Origin of the sequence: Bacillus sp. FSL H8-0545 (genome assembly GCF_038006105.1) — a bacterium.
In the GTDB taxonomy this organism is placed as follows: domain Bacteria; phylum Bacillota; class Bacilli; order Bacillales; family Bacillaceae_G; genus Bacillus_A; species Bacillus_A cereus_U.
Map to the genome: position 1 here is coordinate 2626190 of NZ_JBBOUO010000001.1, position 17234 is coordinate 2643423.

Genomic DNA, 17234 nt, shown 5'->3' on the forward strand with positions numbered 1-17234 from the left:
AGTAAAAAACAGTTGATGGAGTGTCTTCCATCAGCTATTTTAATTACGAATTTTGGTGATGAAACCCATAATTATTAGATTTACTTTAGCATAGCTTCTTATCCCCCAATCCCCAACTAAACCATCTCCCATGCCCTTCCGTTTCCCCAACAGTTTCACAATATTCGTTTCCGTTAATATAATAATCAATATGAAGGTCCCGGTCCCAGATGTTGTTATATAGGTGGAATACATCACGTTTTGCACCAATGTCTTTAATTTGTTTTTCTAGCGTATGTTTTACATTTTCAGGTATTTGGTTTGCCACATGTGTATGGAAAATACAAATCACTGCATCTTCCCTTATTTGATCTGCAATGGCCGGAAGAAGTGCTACACCGTCACCTTCTATTAATCTCACTGATTTTTCTTTTACAAGCGCTGCTGCTTGATCGAATAGTTCAAGTCTTTCTTTATGTTCTGGCCAAATAAGCGCGCGTAACCATAAATAATCTTCATCGGCATTTAAATCATTCACATGTAAATCTAGTCCGATTCTTTCTACGACAGGTGGACTTTGTTTTAGAAAACGGGGCACATTCTCCCCTCTTATTTCAGAGGTTAAATGTACATTCGAATTTATATTTCCATATGTTTCATCTGTTCCGTACGAATAGCTATATTGGTCCCAGAACAGTTGTAATCCAGAACTTGTACCAATTTCAATTACCACTAACGGTTTATTCACTTTGTTAAATATGTAGCAGAAACTTGGGTATAAGTATGCACATCGTCTTACTTCATTCGTTTGAACGAGTTTCGTTTGTAATAAAGTAATGATTTCTTCTCGGTACTCATTACAGAAATCTTTAAATTGTTCAAAAGCTTTATCTAAATTTGTTTTAGCATTTTCAACTAAGCTACTATAATACGTTTTTAAATGATGGTCTTTCCCTTTTAGCAATAAATAGTGTACTGCACCTAATAATAAGTTTGGGACTGGTTGACCAGGTTGTGCGTAGGAAGCTAACGTAAGAACTTCCTCATCTTCAGAAATTTTTATTGATAAGTATTCGTATAAAGGACTCGATCCTTTACATTCATTTACAGAAAAATCCCGAAATAAGTTTGCGACTTGTTCTTTTGTAAGCATTGGTATCCCTCCTTGGTTATTTTCAGAATAATCTTATCATTTATTTGTTATTTACTCTATTTTTTCAAATTAGATGTTACAAAAATAGAATTTTACTAGTTCCCAAAGATAAAACATAAAAATAGAAGTTTTTTTGGGATAACATCAAACTGGAATTCTTCTCCAAATTCCGCTTTACTACTATGCTTTTTACCCTTATGACAGAAGAATTCTATGAAATAAAACGTTAAATAGTTTAAAATTATCAGATAACACTAGATATTTTAGTCTATTAATTATTATAATAGACTATGAGATGGTTATATAATTGAGACAAAAAAGGTAAATACCTAGGTGGGGCCTAGGCGGTGTTTTCTTTTTACGGCTTAGATATAAAAACACCTACTCTTTTTTGCCAATATAGGGGATGGAGAGATTATCATGAGCAACATGCAGCAAAAAACAGACGTTATCTTAATTGGCGCAGGAATTATGAGCGCAACGTTAGGATCATTACTTAAAGAATTGGCACCTGAATGGGAAATTAAAGTATTTGAAAAACTCGCTAATGCCGGAGAAGAAAGTTCTAACGAATGGAATAATGCTGGTACAGGACATTCTGCGCTATGTGAGCTTAACTATACGTCCGAAAAATCTGACGGGTCTATAGATATTGGTAAAGCTGTAAAAGTAAATGAGCAATTTCAACTTTCAAGACAATTTTGGGCGTATCTTGTTAAGAGAAACTTAATTCGTAATCCACAAGATTTTATTATGCCACTACCTCATATGAGTTTGGTGCAAGGAGAAAAAAATGTGGAGTTTCTAAAAAACCGTTTTGAAGCGCTTTCAAAAAACGCTCTATTCCAAGGAATGGAATTTTCTGATGCTCCTGATACATTAAAAAAATGGCTTCCACTCATTATGGAAGGTCGTAACTCTAATGAACCGATGGCTGCAACGAAAATTGACTCTGGAACAGATGTTAACTTTGGTGCGTTAACGCGCATGTTGTTTGATTACTTAAAAACTAAAAATGTCGAGCTAAACTACAAACATAGTGTTGAAAATATTAAACGTACGAAGAACGGTTTGTGGGAAGTAAAAGTACACGATATGAATAGTGGTAAAATCGAACACCATACTGCAAAGTTCGTCTTTATCGGCGGCGGTGGTGGTAGTCTACCTCTACTTCAGAAGACTGGTATTCCTGAATCAAAACATATTGGAGGATTCCCAGTAAGTGGACTATTTATGGTATGTAAAAACCAAAAAGTTGTAGAGCAGCATCATGCAAAAGTATACGGAAAAGCTAAAGTTGGCGCTCCGCCAATGTCTGTACCTCACCTTGATACAAGATATATAGACAACAAAAAAGCTTTACTGTTTGGACCATTTGCAGGTTTCTCGCCTAAGTTCTTAAAAACTGGATCAAACCTTGATTTAATTGGTTCTGTAAAACCGAATAACGTCTTAACGATGTTAGCAGCTGGTGTAAAAGAAATGGGATTAACAAAATACTTAATCCAACAAGTTATGTTATCACACGAAAAGCGTATGGAAGAATTACGTGAGTTTATTCCGAACGCTAAAAGTGAAGATTGGGATACTGTCGTTGCTGGACAACGTGTGCAAGTAATTAAAGATACTGATGCAGGTGGTAAAGGAACACTTCAATTTGGTACAGAAGTTGTTAGTGCAAATGACGGATCAATCGCTGCGTTACTTGGCGCTTCTCCAGGTGCTTCTACTGCGGTTCACGTTATGCTTGAAGTATTAGAAAAATGCTTCCCAGAACGTATACTAGCATGGGAGCCAAAAATAAAAGAAATGATCCCTTCTTATGGCGTATCACTAACGGAAAATCCAAGACTGTTCCAAGAACTTCACGCTTCAACAGGACGCACACTTGGGTTAAATGAAAAAGAAGCTGTTCACAATTAATGAATAGATTAAAAAAACGACATAATAAAAACGTCCGATATATTCGGACGTTTTTATTTTCTACTAGAAATTATACTTATCGATATTATCTTTCGTAAATACAACTCGTTCAGGTAATACGATAATACCATTTCCTTCTGCCTCATAGTCATACCCTTGAATAGAGTTCGGCTCTACTTTCACTTTTCCGATTCCTTTTACTTCAAAGCTATCCCCGACTTTTAACTTCTTCCCTTTTACAACAATTTCATTTGCAACATAAGTTGCTAGTGCACCTTGTTGTTTTACATCCCATAATCCAAATTGTTGTACTGTTTCTCGTTTCACATAATCACGCATAACGTTCGGTGTCGAAAACCCCGTTACGACTACTTTCTTATCCATTTTCAAATTCTCAGCTGCTTGTGCCATTGCTGGTAGTGCTGTTGCATCTGGACATATTACTGCGTTAATATCTGGATATGTTTTTAAAATGATCTCTCCAACTGATAAAGATTTTTGCGCATTATTTTCACCGTATTGCGTTGTTACAATTTCCCAATCCGGATATTTCTCTTTAATAATCTCTTTCGCCTTCGTTACCCACTGATTTTGATCTGTTACAGTCGGGCTTGAATAAAAGAATGCTACTTTTCCTTTATCCCCAATTTGCTTAGAAGTCATTTCAATTAATAAGTTTGCAAGTTGATCTGGTGTACCTTGGCTAATATAAAACGAACGGTCTTTCGGATTCACATCAGAATCCCACGTTAATACTGTCATCCCTTTTTTCTTTGCACGTTGTAATGATTGCGAGAGACCATCAACTGACGTAGATGAAACCATAATTGCATCATAGTTTTGGTTAATAAAATTGTTTATATATTTTACTTGCCCTGATACACTTGCCTCAGACGGTCCATCGTACTTCACTTGTACACCTAACTTATCTCCCATCTCTTTTGCACCTTCACCACCTGATGTGAAAAAGCCAACTCCCGTTAATTTCGGAATGAACGCAAATTTTACATCATCTGCTTTTTTCTTATCCGCAGTTTGGCTAGAACAAGCAATTAAACCGATTAAACAAATACACATAATAATAACAATCCCCAGTTTTCTCTTCATGACATTTCCCCCTTATGCAAATTCCTTCTTTTCCCCGTAGTGAATCGTTGTAATTTGAAATGTCTCATAATAACAGAAACAATAAGGATAATACCTATTACTACATTAGATTGTTCATTCGTTAAGCCCGTCATTTGCAAACCGTACTGCATGAGTCCTATAAAAACACTCGCTAGTACTGTCCCAATAATACTCCCTTTTCCGCCTGTAATTAGTGTGCCGCCTAATACAACTGCCGTAATAACTGGCAAAATGGTTTCACTTCCAATATCAGCACGAGCAGAACCGAAATACGCTGTTAAGAAAGCTCCTCCTAATCCACCTCCTAACCCAGAAAGTACGTAAGCAGTAATCACTACTTTCTTCGTTCGAATTCCGGAATATTTCGCCGTACTTTCATTTGCGCCAGTTAATTTTGCGTGGCGACCGTATGTTGTACGGTGAAACAATATCGTAAATACTATCGTTAAAATGACAAGGAGCCATAATAAATTAGGTATACCGATAAAACTACCATTTGCCAGTTGCACATACGAATCTGGTAAACCACTTATTCCTTCATAGCCCGCTGCACCCGAACCACCTGAAATAACAAGGGCGATTCCTGCATATAAAAACATCGTTCCAAGTGTAACGACAAGAGGTTCTACATCTGTCATTTTTATAATAAGTCCATTTAATCCGCCCGCTATGCAACTTATTACGAGCGCAATGATAACGGCTAACAGTATAGGCATGCCATTCATCCAAAGTACTCCGATAAGAATCGAAGTAAGCCCCATAATAGATCCTACTGAAACATCAATTCCGCCAGTTACAATGACAAATGTCATCGGAATAGCCGCGATTGAAATAATGAGGAAATCGTTCATACTAAAAAGGAGGTTACTAATGTTTAAGAAATCACTATTTATGAAACTAAAGAGAATGAATTCTACGAGAAGCAATATGAGAAGAACCCCTTCCCATCTATACAAGCTACGTATTCCCCTCATAGATTCACCCTCCTTTCTTCTAATTGCCGGAGTTTCTTCCATTTTTTTAAGACACTATCTAATATGATGATGAGTAAAAGTAAAAATCCTGAAATAGCACTATTCCAAAATGCAGGTATTTTTAAAAAGACGAGTGAACTGCTTATCACTTCTAAGAAGAATGCACCTAATGCCGCTCCAAATATTGAACCTGTTCCTCCTTTTAAATGAATACCACCTAAAACAGCAGCAGCGATAACTTGCAATTCTATCCCTGTACCTGTTTGATTTGGAACGAATCCAATATTCATTACGAATATACATCCAGCGAACCCAGCGCTTATGCCTGATATGATAAACGCGTATATTTTCACTTTATCTACATGTATTCCAATAAGCCTTGCACCATCTTCATTATCACCGACCGCATAAAAATATCTTCCAATTTGAACTTTCATTAAAAAGAAATATAGCAGCAGTAATATGATAAGAACGGTCCATACCGTTATCGGAATCCCTAACATCATAATAGAAGAAATTTGTTTATACTCATTCGGAATATCTTCAATCCACTTTCCGCCCGTAAATATTAACATTACGCCTCTAATAATCCCGAGCATTCCTAATGTCATAATGATAGCTGGCACCCTAAATTTCGTAACGCCAATTCCGTTTACCATACCAATAAGGGCGCTAAGTATAATTGCCGCAAATATTGAAATAAAGGCACTGTATCCATCTGTTAACAACATCCCGCAAACCGCAGCGCTTAATCCCATAATAGATCCTACTGATACATCTATATTTTTCGTAAACAATACGAAAGATTGACCAATTGCCAAAACAACTAAAATAACGCTTGATTTCATAATTAAAGATAAAGAGCTAAACTGAACAAAACTAGGGTTCATTACTCCAACGAAGGCTATGTAAAGAAGTAATAAAATAATAATAGACGTCTCATGCATTTTAAATAAACGGTTCACTCCGTTACACCTCCCTTTCCTCCGTACGCAAGGCGTGTAACTTCATCAATACAAATTTCCTTCTTCTCCAAATGAGAGACGAATTCTCCGTTTCTCATCACATAAACACGATTCGCTAATTGAACGATTTCTTCCATATCTGAAGAAATTAATATGATCGCAAGTCCCTCTCTCTTCAAACTTTGTATCGTTTCGTATACTTCTAGTCTTGCTTTCGCATCAATACCACGGGTCGGTTCATCAAGAATAATCACTTTCGGATTACATGCAAGATATTTCGCTAACACGACCTTCTGTTGGTTCCCACCTGATAAAGACGTCATTTTCTCATTCATATGAGGGACAACAATTCTAAACTGTTTTATATACAACTCTGATAAAGCGCTTTCTTTTTTGTTATTTAAAAAGAAGCTACTCATACTGTTTAAAGATGCAGCTGTTATATTTTCTTTCACAGACGCAATTGAAAAAATGCCATTCCCTGCCCGGTCCTCCGGTACATACACCATACCTTCCTTTATTCGCTTATGTACCGAATACTTCGTAATGGATTTTCCCTCTAATAAAACAGAACCTGATTTCAAAGGCATTAATCCAAATATTGATTCAGCTAATTCAGTCCTACCTGATCCGACGATACCTGCAATCCCGACAACTTCTCCAGCGTGTACAGTTAATGATACATTTTGAAACGCATAGCTTGACGCATTCGTGACATCTAATAGTTTTTCCGAATGCTCTGTTTCCTCTTGTATGATCTCTTTTTTCTCCTCAAATTTATATCCTTTCGGTAATAACCCCTCCATTAGCATGTCATATGTATACCTTGATACATCACCTTGACTTACAATCATTCCGTCACGTAAAATTGCTACTTTATTCGCAATTTCAAAGATTTCTGGAAAACGATGCGTAATGTAAATCATGCCAATTCCTTTTTCTTTTAAACTTTTCATCAACACAAAAAGACTCTTAATTTCGTGAGTTGTTAATGTCGATGTTGGCTCATCTAAAATAAGAATCTCAGCTTCCCTTATTAATCCCCTCAATATTTCTACTAATTGTTGCTGGGCAATGGATAACGATAATCCTAAATCCTGAAGTTGAATGTTCCAGCCTAAGTCTTCTAGCAACTTATTAATTTTATTTCGAAGTTCTTTCTTTTTCGCTTTCATTCCGATACAAATATTCTCTTCAATTGTCATATGCGGAAAGATGAGTGGCTCTTGTGGTATTAAATATATGCCATGTTGATGTGCTTCTGCTGTGTTTGAAAACTGTTGTATTTCCCCTTTCACATACATCTTGCCAGCATCGTATGAATACAAACCCGTTAATATTTTCATTAATGTTGATTTCCCGGCACCATTTCCTCCGACTAAAGCGTATACATCTCCACGCTCTAATTGTAAATTGACTTCTTTTAATACGAGTTGACCTGAAAAAGATTTACTCATTTTTGTAACTTCTAATAAGGGCACGTTCTCCACATGTTGTCACCTGCCTTTATGCAGAACATTTTTTGAGAAAATGATTTTTTGTTCTACTTGTTTTGTAGCATTGTATATTTATTTTTTCATATCTAGAACACTTTTTTCACTGGACTATTTTATCGCTTCAACTGGAATAAACAAAATAACGAACACATATGTTTAAGCAGTGGTCAATTGTTGAAAGGGATGAAGAGTATGTCACAGCTCAACTTTGAAGACAATTTGTTAACAAAAGTAGCTTGGTACTATTATAAAGATCAATTAACCCAGCAAGAAATTGCTTCACTTCTTCACATTTCAAGAAATAAAGTCGTTCGGTTGTTAGATAAAGCACGGACGGAAGGTGTCGTCACATTTCACGTAAAAGGTACTGGTTTGCACTGTTTAAGCATCGAACGTGACCTTATGAAAAAATTCCATCTAAAAGATGCTTTCGTTATTCCAACGCCAACTGAGGATTATGCATTTTCACTCGGAAAAGCTGCCGCACAATATTTAGAAACTCATCTGCAACAAGGAGATTTACTTGGGATTGGCTGGGGAGAGACGATAAGTAAAATGCTAGAAAACATTCATTTTGATAGCTCTATGAATCTTTCAATCGTTACTCTTACAGGAGGCGTAAATCACTATATTCCAAGAAACCAAAGCTATTTAAACTACATGCAAGGCGATCTTCATATTATTCCTACCCCTTTTCTTACATCTACAAACGAAATGACGCAAATTATTCTATCTGAACCGAGCGTGAAAGATATGCTTCACGTCGCTTCACTCGCTCATACAGCAGTAGTTGGCATTGGAAGCTTATCTCAAGACGCCACAATTGTGAAAGAAGAAAAACTAACGCTACGTGAAATGACTTATATACGTAGTCAAAACGGGGCCGGAGATATTTTAGGGCAATTTTATAATACTAACGGAAAACAATTAGAACTTCCTCATCATAATCGTCTTATCGGCACACCACTCTCTGTTCTTCAAAATATGAAACATGTCGTTGGTGTAGCTGGCGGTACGGAAAAGATAGATGCAATTTACGGCGCCTTAAAAGGAAAGTTCATTCATACATTAATTACGGATGAAGAAACTGCCCTCTCCTTATTAAGAAAGGAAGGTGACTCTTAATGTCTACTCTATTAGCTTACGACGCTGGTACAGGGAGCATTCGAGCAGTTCTTTTTGATTTAAACGGTAATCAACTTGCCGTTAGTCAAAAAGAGTGGGTTCATAAATCAGATAGTCGTTACCCTGGTTCTATGAATTTTGATGTAACAGAAAACTGGCAGCTCGTTCAAAAATGTACGAAAGAGGTTCTTCAAAAAAGTAATACGTCCCCCTCTTCTATTAAAGGTATTAGTGCAACGAGTATGCGTGAAGGCTTTGTTTTATACGATAAAAACGGGCAAGAAATATGGGCTTGTGCAAATGTTGATGGCCGCGCATCAGCGGAAGTTAGTGAGCTAAAACAAATTCGTTCCGAAATTGAAGAAGGTTTATATAGAAAATCAGGTCAAACTTTTTCGTTAGGTGCTTTACCTCGCTTACTTTGGATTAAAAAACATGAACCAGACGTGTACAAAAACATTCATTCCTTTACGATGTTAAACGATTGGATTTTATATAAATTGTGCGGCGCACTGCAAATTGATTCTTCAAATGGATGTACATCCGGTATATTCGATTTACAAAATAGAGCTTGGGATAACTGGGTTGCTGAGCAATGCGGTCTTACTCTAGCCTTTTCTCCAAAAGTAAATGAAGCTGGTACAGTTATCGGAAATATCACAAAACGAAGTGCTGAATTAACAGGATTACATGAAGGAACACCGGTCGTTGCTGGCGGCGGTGATGCTCAAATGGCATCACTCGGAACTGGAGTTGTTAAGCAAAATCAAACATTAATATGCGGGGGTAGCTTTTGGCAGCAAGAAGTAAATATAACAAAACCAGAAACTGATCCAAATGCGGCGATTCGTGTTAATTGCCACGTCATTCCTAACCTATGGCAATACGAAACAATCGCCTTCTTCCCTGGCCTTGTTATGAGATGGTTTCGAGATGCTTTTTGCCAAGAAGAAAAAAGGCTCGCTGAAAAACTCGGTGTAGATGCTTATGAATTACTAGAAGAACAAGCAAAAGAAGTACCTGTAGGTTCACATGGCATAATCCCCACTTTTTCAAATGTAATGAATTATATTTCTTGGCGACATGCTGCACCATCCTTTTTAAATTTAAGTTTAGATGCTGAAAAATGCGGTAAGAAAGAAATGTTCCGCGCAATTGAAGAGAATGCCGCCTTCGTTACACTCGGCAACTTGAAATTAATAGAAGCTCTCACAGGTAATTTCCCTTCTGAAGTAACCTTTGCTGGCGGCGCTGCTAAAGGTAAACTTTGGCCACAAATACTAGCAGATGTCCTCGGAATCCCTGTTAAAGTACCCGTTGTAAAAGAAGCCGCTGCTTTAGGTACGGCAATTGCCGCTGGAGTTGGCGTAGGCATTTTTGAATCGATGGAAGAAACTGCCGAACAATTTGTACAGTGGGAAAACACATTTAAGCCAAACGCTGAAAATCATGAGCTTTATAAAGGATTCTATGAAACATGGAAAACAGTGTATGCTAGCCAACTTTCTTTAGCTGATAAAGGCCTCACATCACATATGTGGATTGCCCCAGGTGCGCTGTAACACATTACATAAAGGAGTGATTTCTATGCTTAAAGTGAATGAGGATGATTTCACCTATCGCTTCGGTGATAACGGGCCTAAATATTTAATACAAGGTCCAAATATCGATCTTGGCCTAGTCGTTATTCAGCCTGGGCAAGAGTTTCAAAATCACTATCATACAACTTGCGAAGAAGTCTTCTATGCGTTAGAAGGCGAAATAGATTTCTATGTGAATAACGAGAGAGTTCCGATCAAACAAGGTGATGTCTTGCAAGTTCGACCTCATGAATCTCATTATCTTATTAACCATTCCGATAAGCCTTTTAAAGCTGTTTTTATAAAGTCACCACATTTACCAAATAAAGATACTGTACAAACTGAAAATCCAACATTAACGAAGGAGTGATTCCTAATGACTTGGGGATTTAAAAATCGATTAAATACAATTTTACCTGACGGCAGAGCAGTTATGTTAGCGATAGATCACGGCTACTTTTTAGGACCGATTCACGGACTTGAACAACCGTTAGAAACAGTTAAAAACTTGCTTCCATATACAGACTCCCTCTTTTTAACACGAGGTGTACTCAGCTCCTGTATACCTGAAAACTGCAGCACACCGATGGTTATGCGTGTATCAGGCGGGGCAACTGTAGTCGGCAAAGATTTAGCGAATGAAACAATTGTTACACCTGTGAAAGAAGCAGTAAAACAAAACGCAATTGGCGTCGGCGTTTCTGTCTTTGTCGGATCAGACTATGAAACACAAACTGTTTCAAATCTCGCAAATGTAGTATCTGAAGCTCACGATTACGGCCTGCCAGTACTCGGTATTACCGCCGTTGCGAAAGAATTACAAAAACGTGAAGCTCGCTTCCTAGCACTCGCTTCCCGCGTATGTGTTGAAATGGGAGCTGACATTATTAAAACATATTACTGCGAAGGATTCGAAAAAATTACGAGCACATGCCCTGCCCCAGTCGTAATCGCGGGCGGCCCAAAACTAGATTCAATCGAAGACGCATTAAACATTACGTACAATGCGCTGCAAGAAGGCGCAATCGGCGTAGACATGGGCCGAAACATATGGCAGTCCGAACATCCAGCTGCGATGATTCAAGCAATTCATGGCATTGTGAAAAATAGATTGAATGTGAAAGAGGCGCTGGAACTATATAATGATGTAAAAAATTAAGGGGAAAATGACAGACTATATATTATAACCGGTTCGGTTCAGGGGTGTAAAACTTGTTTTGACACTCAAAATACACAAAGAAAAGGATGGCAAGTGCCATCCTTTTTGACATACATTGAACTTTTATTGTTTTCAAGTTAACTTCTTCGACTAACGAGCCAGAAATTTTAATCAACCTTTAACTTTATAGCTTTTGTAGCAATAAAAGTTTTAATATGCTTATCTAATATCCTTGTTCCACCAAAATCATCCTCATAAAAACCCATTACAACAAAACCAGCTTCAATTTGACCTTGGATTTGATCTTCTAGAGTATGTGCGTATTCTATTGTTTGATTTGAATTAATGTAATCTTGAACTTCATCCTCTGGTAAATAATCCAATGTTGATGAAGGTATTGAATGTTTAACATCCAAAATACCTTTTTGTTCTTGATTGTCATCAAAAATCCATAGTAAAGGATTTGTAAATCCAGAAATAAGAATACCTTTATTCTTTAAAACCCTTGAAATCTCATTCCATACAAGATGAACATCTTTTACAAACAAATTAGAAACAGGATTTACGACAATATCAAAATATTCATCTTCAAAATCACTAAGGTCTGACATATCTCCTTGTACTGTTTTTAAAGTTAATCCATCCCGTTCCGCTACCTTTTCATCTTGTTCCAATTGCTTCTTAGATATATCAGTAACTGTTACATCTGCTCCAGCAGCAGCCAGTACTGGTGCTTGTTGCCCTCCACCTGATGCTAAACAAAGTATCTTTAATCCCTCTAATGACTTCGGAAACCAATCTCTAGGAACTGATTTTTCTGTGGTGACTGTGATCTCCCATTCACCTGATTTACTTTTTTCAATAACCTCACTACTTACAGGTTGAGTGTATCTCGAACCTTCTTCAACCTTCTTATCCCATGCATTACTGTTTTGTTGTGTAGTATCCATTATAATGATTCCTCCTAACTATCTAGTTGCATTTTAATTGTGACATTATTAACTATTTATACCCTTTTTCTATTAACCTGCCGATAGTTAATAAATGGTTTTCTATATTTATTTTAACACATAAACATCCTATTTTTCGCAATATTTAAATTAATTGATTATATTGTAAAAAATGAGAATTGTTTCAGTTATAATAAAATATGAAACCAAAAATAAAGGAAAAGAGGAATGATTATGCAACGAATGTCTTTTGAACGCCCTACTGATCATTACGATGAACGCTTATACTCTATTGATGAAAAAATTTGCGCCCTATTAAAAGAAAGAAAAGAACTTTCGAATGGGAACCCAGGATTTCCGCCTGATGAGGCTACTTCTAATTGGGCAAAGCAGTACGGATTTTATCCAAACTATTTAAATTCATTATTCTCTTCCATGATGGACGAAGAAGAATTTAAACCTCGGGTTGAACCGGCTAAGTTTAAAAAACATATACCCGTTTTAAAAACTTATGAACGTAATGGAACAGTATATACTGTAACCTTTATTCGTCAATATTCTAATGCTAGCGTAATTTACTTATATAAAGAATGGGATTCGAAAAACAAAATACTTAATGAAATAAATACACATAGCCTTGTTGAATTATCTATAAATACTACATACGATTGCTGGTCAGAAGGATGGACTGGAACAGATGGACATGTTAGCTACCAATTTGTAGTTTCCCCTACTCTTCCTAATAATCTCTCTGGAATTAGCTTATTATTTAAAGAACAAAGTATGCCATTTATGAAAGATCAAGCTATGCTTGAGTTTGAAATTCGGTTAGATTAATAAATAAATAAATAAATAAAGGAGCTGTCTCATAAGTCGGATTTCTGACTAAAAGATGCGTTATTTTATCCCTTTTAATCTATTTATCTAAAGGCGTGTATTTATAGTGAAAAATGAAAAGAAGATCGGAACTGAAAGGCTGATTAAGGAACTATTGGGTAGTAATAAAGTTACTCCACTAAAGGGCCATATTGTGTAATTGGAATATGATTAATAGAGAAGCAGAATGTTTTATACTAATGTAGAATGCTTATCTTGAATCTTTGCGAAAGGAATGTCTATATATGTCTAAAATGGTTAACATGCTTTCTATTTTATGGCTCCTCAAAACGAGAAAACAATTGACTGCTAAGGAATTAGCAGAGGAATTAGAAATCAGTATTCGTACGGTGTACCGCTATATTGATGCTCTGTGTGCAAGTGGAGTACCAATTATTTCAGATGCAGGGCATAATGGTGGGTACAGTTTACTGAATGAGTTTACAAAGGCACCTTTGTTTTTTAATTTGGATGAGCAGAAAGCGCTTGTCCATGCTGCAAAATTTGCAATAGATGCAGGGTATCCCTTTAGTGAAGCGCTAGATGCATCAATTTCTAAATTGAAAATGTATACAAACGAGGAACAATTGAATCATATCAATCGTCATTTAAGAGGGTTTGAAGTCATCCATCCTACTGTCGAACCCTCTTTGAAATCTATTCTTCAAGATTTAGAAATTTCTGTTGCCGAAAGTTATAGGTTATTTATTGTTTATCGTAAGGGGGGAGAAATCGAACCTCAATCACGTCATATTGATCCTTATGGTCTTGTTTATTGGAAAGGCAAGTGGTACACAGTGGCTTATTGCCATCTGCGTAAAGAAATTCGAAGTTTTCGAATCGATCGTATTCAATCATTATCCAGAACAGATAAAAAATTTGATCGGCCCTTGGAATTTTCAGCGCGTTCTTTCTTTCTAAAAGACATTTTACCTGATTCAAACCAACTTAAAGAACTCATTTCTGTCCGTATCCAAGGCATGCCACATGCGCTTGATGATTTATGTCAGCATTGGTTATTTAACCATGCTTTAATAGAACGAAAAAACAATCAAGCTCTTTTTAAGGTTGATATAGAGTCTATTCATACTTTTGTACCTTACTTCCTTCTCCCTTATGGTAAATCTATTAGCATTCTGGAACCAACTTTATTACAAGAAAGATTGGCAACTATCAGCTTTGAATTATTCAATCATTATAAAAACCCTTCACTTCACTGACCGTAATTGTCAGTGAAGTTTTTTTATAATGTACATGTAGCGAATTAAATTTTTAGGAGGCATAAAAATCATGAAGAATTTGATGTATGAATTTTATATTGCAGGCTCACCAGAGGCAGTTTGGAAGGCATTGATCTCTCCTGAGGGTACAAAACAAATTTATTATGGGTCCATCATTCGATCTACATTTCAAGTGGGCGATCTCTTGGAATATGTAGGTCCTGGATTAGATGGAAATGAAACGGTGCATGTATACGGAAACGTATTGGAATATGAACCAAATCAGTTACTTCGATTTACTCACTATCCTGGAAAGTCTTATATGAAAGATGATCGTGCATTTGAGTCAAGAATTTCTTATATTCTAAAACCTATTGGATCATGCACGAAATTAATACTCATTCATGACCAATGGAAAGAAGATGATCCTTATTATGAGAACAGCAACAAGGCCTGGTGGATGATATTAAATAATACAAAGACTTTAGTAGAAACAGGAAGTACACTAGACTTTGGTGAAATCTCATAGGTCCATCATAAATGATTTAACAGAAAGAAAATATTGGATTTCAGCTCCTGAACGAATTTGTATTTTAAGAATTATGTTTTTTGGCCTAGCTCACTGATTGTGAAGTAAACAACTTAAATGTGACTTAAAAAACTTAACCGTGACCTAGAATTTTTCTATATAACTGATTTCTTTGAGAAAATGATTAAACTTTTTTATAACACCATAACTGAAAACTGCTAGAGAATAATCCATTTTGATTATTCTCTTTTCAAAATGGATTATTCTTATTTACCATATAATATGGGTTTGTGGAGTGTTTTTGATTAAACTTTATTTCAAGTCAACACATTGATACCTCCATATTTCCCCTATTATTTATCTTAACTAAAAAAAACAGCTAGTTAACCTGTTAAGTGAGAGTAGTTCAAATGATTAAATTTAGCTTTTTGAATAACGAGCATTATGATAACAAGCCCCTTCCCAAACTCGATAAGGGGCTATATATACACCTTCAAACAATTACTCTTGATGAATGCTATTTAGTTTTGAAACTTTCTTACCATCTCTATAATCAAGGCAAGACACTTCAATTAACAATCCATTAAACATTGTAAAATAAAAACCATAACTACTACCTCTCATTGTATAAGGTTCCTTGTCTATTTCAATGCCTCCGGCTACTAAACGATTATATGCTCGATCAACTTCACTTGAAGTTTCCACCAAAAAACCAATATGAAAAGCTTCAGGATATGTAACGTCCTTTTTCCCCTTGAACGCTTTTGGATCACTTAACACCAGTATAAATCCATTCTCATCACTCATCACTACAAGCGCCTTTCCCTTTTGCTCCAAAAATTGAAAATCAAAAAATGTTTCAAAGAAATGTCTAGCTTCTGATAAATCATCAACACATAGATTCAAATGATTCAACCTCATTCACCCATCTCCTTTTAAACAGGGGTTATACAGAAGTATATTGACCCATATTGATAACACTTGAATGTTTAAGGGAAGGTATTCAAGTGTTCATTTTTTAATATTCTAATACTTTATTCTATCGTCTAGAACGTTTTTTTAATGCAACATTTGGAATACAGTAAATGAAATTATATGAACGATTCGACACGGAATCTCGATTTACCGATAAAGATTGACAATCGTAGTAATCTACTTAATTCTTTGTGCAATTGGGTGATCATCTTTTAGTTGCAGCAGGTCCCATAAATTCCCGTATAAATCCTTAAACACTGCAACAATTCCATATGATTGCTCTTTCGGTTCTCTCACAAATTCTATTCCTCTTGAAATCATTTCATTATAATCTCTCCAAAAATCGTCAGTATTTAAGAAAAGAAAAACTCTACCACCTGATTGGTTACCAATAAAGGGCTCTTGTTCAGGTTTAGATGCCCTAGCTAGTAATATTGTGGTGCCGACTGAACCTGGAGGAGATACCACTACCCAACGTTTGTTTTCTTCTGGCTGATAAATATCTTCAACTAATGTGAAATTTAGTTTCCTTGTATAAAACTCTATTGCCTCATCATAGTCTTTTACTACTAATGCAATATGCACTATCGATTGAACCATTACTGTCCCTCCTAATCTTACTCACTAATCGAGTTTATATTATAACATTTCTAATTTTAACCTGTCCGTTAATTCTTCTTACATCACATACGAATCATTCTCTTTATTCAATGTTAATAACCATCTATCAGTAAACAGATAGATGGTTATATATTTGAAAAATTATAATTAAACAAATGTATTATTACGACTTCTGATAAGCCGATTTCGATGATTTCACATAATAAACCCCATGTTCAACGTTAATGATATGATCTGGTTTTGGTTTACCGCGGCCCGCTCTATGTCCAGCTAAATGCTCTTCACTTGTTTCCCAGTTTTTCCATGCTTCTTCAGATTCCCAGCGAATCATAACTACAACTTCTTCATCTCCGCGTCTCACTTTTTTCACGAGAACACTTAAGTCGATGAAGCCTTCAAATTTTTCAATAATGCCTTCTCCTGTAAAACGCTCTACAACTATATTAGATGTACCTTCTTTTACTGTAAATGTTTTAGTTTCGATAAACATATAATCCCACTCCCTTTTTTATAATACGAATACTAGTATTCTTCCATTATAATTGATTATGATAATTATTTTCAATTATAAAGTTTTAAAT

The 17234-nt window shown here is 36.0% G+C and carries 17 protein-coding genes; 8 read left to right on the forward strand and 9 right to left on the reverse strand.

The features are described 5' to 3' along the window. Nucleotides 1–85: 85 nt before the first annotated feature. Nucleotides 86–1132, reverse strand: a complete 1047-nt coding sequence (locus tag MHI07_RS13750; protein WP_340824413.1) for a DUF2332 domain-containing protein — start codon at nt 1130–1132, stop codon at nt 86–88. Nucleotides 1133–1552: 420 nt separating this feature from the next. Between MHI07_RS13750 and MHI07_RS13755 the strand changes: the two genes are divergently transcribed. Continuing rightward, nucleotides 1553–3055 (forward strand): malate:quinone oxidoreductase, encoded by a 1503-nt coding sequence (locus MHI07_RS13755; protein ID WP_002161383.1) that lies wholly within the window; start codon nt 1553–1555, stop codon nt 3053–3055. A gap of 63 nt (nt 3056–3118) precedes the next feature. Here MHI07_RS13755 and lsrB read toward each other — a convergent pair whose 3' ends face one another. The 4 genes from lsrB to MHI07_RS13775 are packed head-to-tail and all read right to left on the reverse strand — an operon-like array spanning nt 3119 to nt 7612. Continuing rightward, nucleotides 3119–4162 (reverse strand): autoinducer 2 ABC transporter substrate-binding protein LsrB, encoded by a 1044-nt coding sequence (gene lsrB / locus MHI07_RS13760; RefSeq protein ID WP_340824416.1) that lies wholly within the window; start codon nt 4160–4162, stop codon nt 3119–3121. Beyond that, on the reverse strand, nt 4159–5157 hold the full coding sequence (locus tag MHI07_RS13765) for an ABC transporter permease (RefSeq protein WP_002110489.1): 999 nt from the start codon (nt 5155–5157) through the stop codon (nt 4159–4161). The genes lsrB and MHI07_RS13765 overlap by 4 nt, the downstream gene beginning before the upstream one ends. Next, nucleotides 5154–6122 (reverse strand): ABC transporter permease subunit, encoded by a 969-nt coding sequence (locus MHI07_RS13770; protein ID WP_002110490.1) that lies wholly within the window; start codon nt 6120–6122, stop codon nt 5154–5156. Before MHI07_RS13770 ends, MHI07_RS13765 begins: the two co-directional genes overlap by 4 nt. Next, nucleotides 6119–7612: a sugar ABC transporter ATP-binding protein gene (locus tag MHI07_RS13775; RefSeq protein WP_340824420.1), complete on the reverse strand. Its 1494-nt coding sequence runs from the start codon at nt 7610–7612 to the stop codon at nt 6119–6121. The genes MHI07_RS13770 and MHI07_RS13775 overlap by 4 nt, the downstream gene beginning before the upstream one ends. Nucleotides 7613–7810: 198 nt before the next feature. On the opposite strand from MHI07_RS13775, the gene MHI07_RS13780 reads away from it, so the two are divergent. The 4 genes from MHI07_RS13780 to lsrF are packed head-to-tail and all read left to right on the forward strand — an operon-like array spanning nt 7811 to nt 11482. Next, nucleotides 7811–8743: a sugar-binding transcriptional regulator gene (locus tag MHI07_RS13780; RefSeq protein ID WP_199692884.1), complete on the forward strand. Its 933-nt coding sequence runs from the start codon at nt 7811–7813 to the stop codon at nt 8741–8743. Then, a complete protein-coding gene (gene lsrK, locus MHI07_RS13785; protein ID WP_340824424.1) occupies nt 8743–10305 on the forward strand; it encodes an autoinducer-2 kinase in 1563 nt (520 codons plus the stop codon). The genes MHI07_RS13780 and lsrK overlap by 1 nt, the downstream gene beginning before the upstream one ends. 25 nt (nt 10306–10330) lie before the next feature. Then, nucleotides 10331–10693: a cupin domain-containing protein gene (locus MHI07_RS13790; protein ID WP_000921867.1), complete on the forward strand. Its 363-nt coding sequence runs from the start codon at nt 10331–10333 to the stop codon at nt 10691–10693. Nucleotides 10694–10699: 6 nt separating this feature from the next. Further along, nucleotides 10700–11482 (forward strand): 3-hydroxy-5-phosphonooxypentane-2,4-dione thiolase, encoded by a 783-nt coding sequence (gene lsrF / locus MHI07_RS13795; RefSeq protein ID WP_002084866.1) that lies wholly within the window; start codon nt 10700–10702, stop codon nt 11480–11482. A gap of 167 nt (nt 11483–11649) precedes the next feature. Here the strand turns inward: lsrF and MHI07_RS13800 are convergent, their stop codons facing one another. After that, nucleotides 11650–12432, reverse strand: a complete 783-nt coding sequence (locus MHI07_RS13800; RefSeq protein ID WP_340824427.1) for a class I SAM-dependent methyltransferase — start codon at nt 12430–12432, stop codon at nt 11650–11652. A gap of 234 nt (nt 12433–12666) precedes the next feature. Here MHI07_RS13800 and MHI07_RS13805 point away from each other — a divergent pair, with 234 nt between their 5' ends. From MHI07_RS13805 to MHI07_RS13815, 3 genes are all read left to right on the forward strand, one after another. Continuing rightward, nucleotides 12667–13269, forward strand: coding sequence for a hypothetical protein (locus MHI07_RS13805; RefSeq protein WP_340824429.1), 603 nt, complete (start codon nt 12667–12669; stop codon nt 13267–13269). A 284-nt stretch (nt 13270–13553) separates the two neighbouring features. Then, nucleotides 13554–14528 carry a helix-turn-helix transcriptional regulator gene (locus tag MHI07_RS13810; RefSeq protein ID WP_002200118.1) on the forward strand — a complete coding sequence of 325 codons (975 nt, stop codon included), beginning with the start codon at nt 13554–13556 and terminating at the stop codon, nt 14526–14528. A 70-nt stretch (nt 14529–14598) separates the two neighbouring features. Next, on the forward strand, nt 14599–15057 hold the full coding sequence (locus MHI07_RS13815) for an SRPBCC domain-containing protein (RefSeq protein WP_002147085.1): 459 nt from the start codon (nt 14599–14601) through the stop codon (nt 15055–15057). A 501-nt stretch (nt 15058–15558) separates the two neighbouring features. Here MHI07_RS13815 and MHI07_RS13820 read toward each other — a convergent pair. The 3 genes from MHI07_RS13820 to hmoA form a co-directional block, all read right to left on the reverse strand. Beyond that, entirely contained in the window at nt 15559–15978 is a 420-nt protein-coding gene (locus MHI07_RS13820) for a VOC family protein (RefSeq protein ID WP_340824436.1), read from the reverse strand. A gap of 231 nt (nt 15979–16209) precedes the next feature. Next, nucleotides 16210–16632, reverse strand: coding sequence for a VOC family protein (locus MHI07_RS13825; protein WP_002161374.1), 423 nt, complete (start codon nt 16630–16632; stop codon nt 16210–16212). A 184-nt stretch (nt 16633–16816) separates the two neighbouring features. Next, nucleotides 16817–17143: a heme-degrading monooxygenase HmoA gene (hmoA, locus tag MHI07_RS13830; protein WP_070139454.1), complete on the reverse strand. Its 327-nt coding sequence runs from the start codon at nt 17141–17143 to the stop codon at nt 16817–16819. Between the last annotated feature and the right edge of the window lie 91 nt (nt 17144–17234).

Excerpts from the sequence above, each read along its gene's own strand:
- MHI07_RS13750 (WP_340824413.1), bottom strand. The coding sequence starts at position 1,132 with ATGCTTACAAAAGAACAAGTCGCAAACTTATTTCGGGATTTTTCTGTA.
- MHI07_RS13755 (WP_002161383.1), top strand. The coding sequence starts at position 1,553 with ATGAGCAACATGCAGCAAAAAACAGACGTTATCTTAATTGGCGCAGGA.
- lsrB (WP_340824416.1), bottom strand. The coding sequence starts at position 4,162 with ATGAAGAGAAAACTGGGGATTGTTATTATTATGTGTATTTGTTTAATC.
- MHI07_RS13765 (WP_002110489.1), bottom strand. The coding sequence starts at position 5,157 with ATGAGGGGAATACGTAGCTTGTATAGATGGGAAGGGGTTCTTCTCATA.
- MHI07_RS13780 (WP_199692884.1), top strand. The coding sequence starts at position 7,811 with ATGTCACAGCTCAACTTTGAAGACAATTTGTTAACAAAAGTAGCTTGG.
- lsrK (WP_340824424.1), top strand. The coding sequence starts at position 8,743 with ATGTCTACTCTATTAGCTTACGACGCTGGTACAGGGAGCATTCGAGCA.
- MHI07_RS13790 (WP_000921867.1), top strand. The coding sequence starts at position 10,331 with ATGCTTAAAGTGAATGAGGATGATTTCACCTATCGCTTCGGTGATAAC.
- lsrF (WP_002084866.1), top strand. The coding sequence starts at position 10,700 with ATGACTTGGGGATTTAAAAATCGATTAAATACAATTTTACCTGACGGC.
- MHI07_RS13800 (WP_340824427.1), bottom strand. The coding sequence starts at position 12,432 with ATGGATACTACACAACAAAACAGTAATGCATGGGATAAGAAGGTTGAA.
- MHI07_RS13805 (WP_340824429.1), top strand. The coding sequence starts at position 12,667 with ATGCAACGAATGTCTTTTGAACGCCCTACTGATCATTACGATGAACGC.
- MHI07_RS13810 (WP_002200118.1), top strand. The coding sequence starts at position 13,554 with ATGTCTAAAATGGTTAACATGCTTTCTATTTTATGGCTCCTCAAAACG.
- MHI07_RS13815 (WP_002147085.1), top strand. The coding sequence starts at position 14,599 with ATGAAGAATTTGATGTATGAATTTTATATTGCAGGCTCACCAGAGGCA.
- MHI07_RS13820 (WP_340824436.1), bottom strand. The coding sequence starts at position 15,978 with ATGAGGTTGAATCATTTGAATCTATGTGTTGATGATTTATCAGAAGCT.
- MHI07_RS13825 (WP_002161374.1), bottom strand. The coding sequence starts at position 16,632 with ATGGTTCAATCGATAGTGCATATTGCATTAGTAGTAAAAGACTATGAT.
- hmoA (WP_070139454.1), bottom strand. The coding sequence starts at position 17,143 with ATGTTTATCGAAACTAAAACATTTACAGTAAAAGAAGGTACATCTAAT.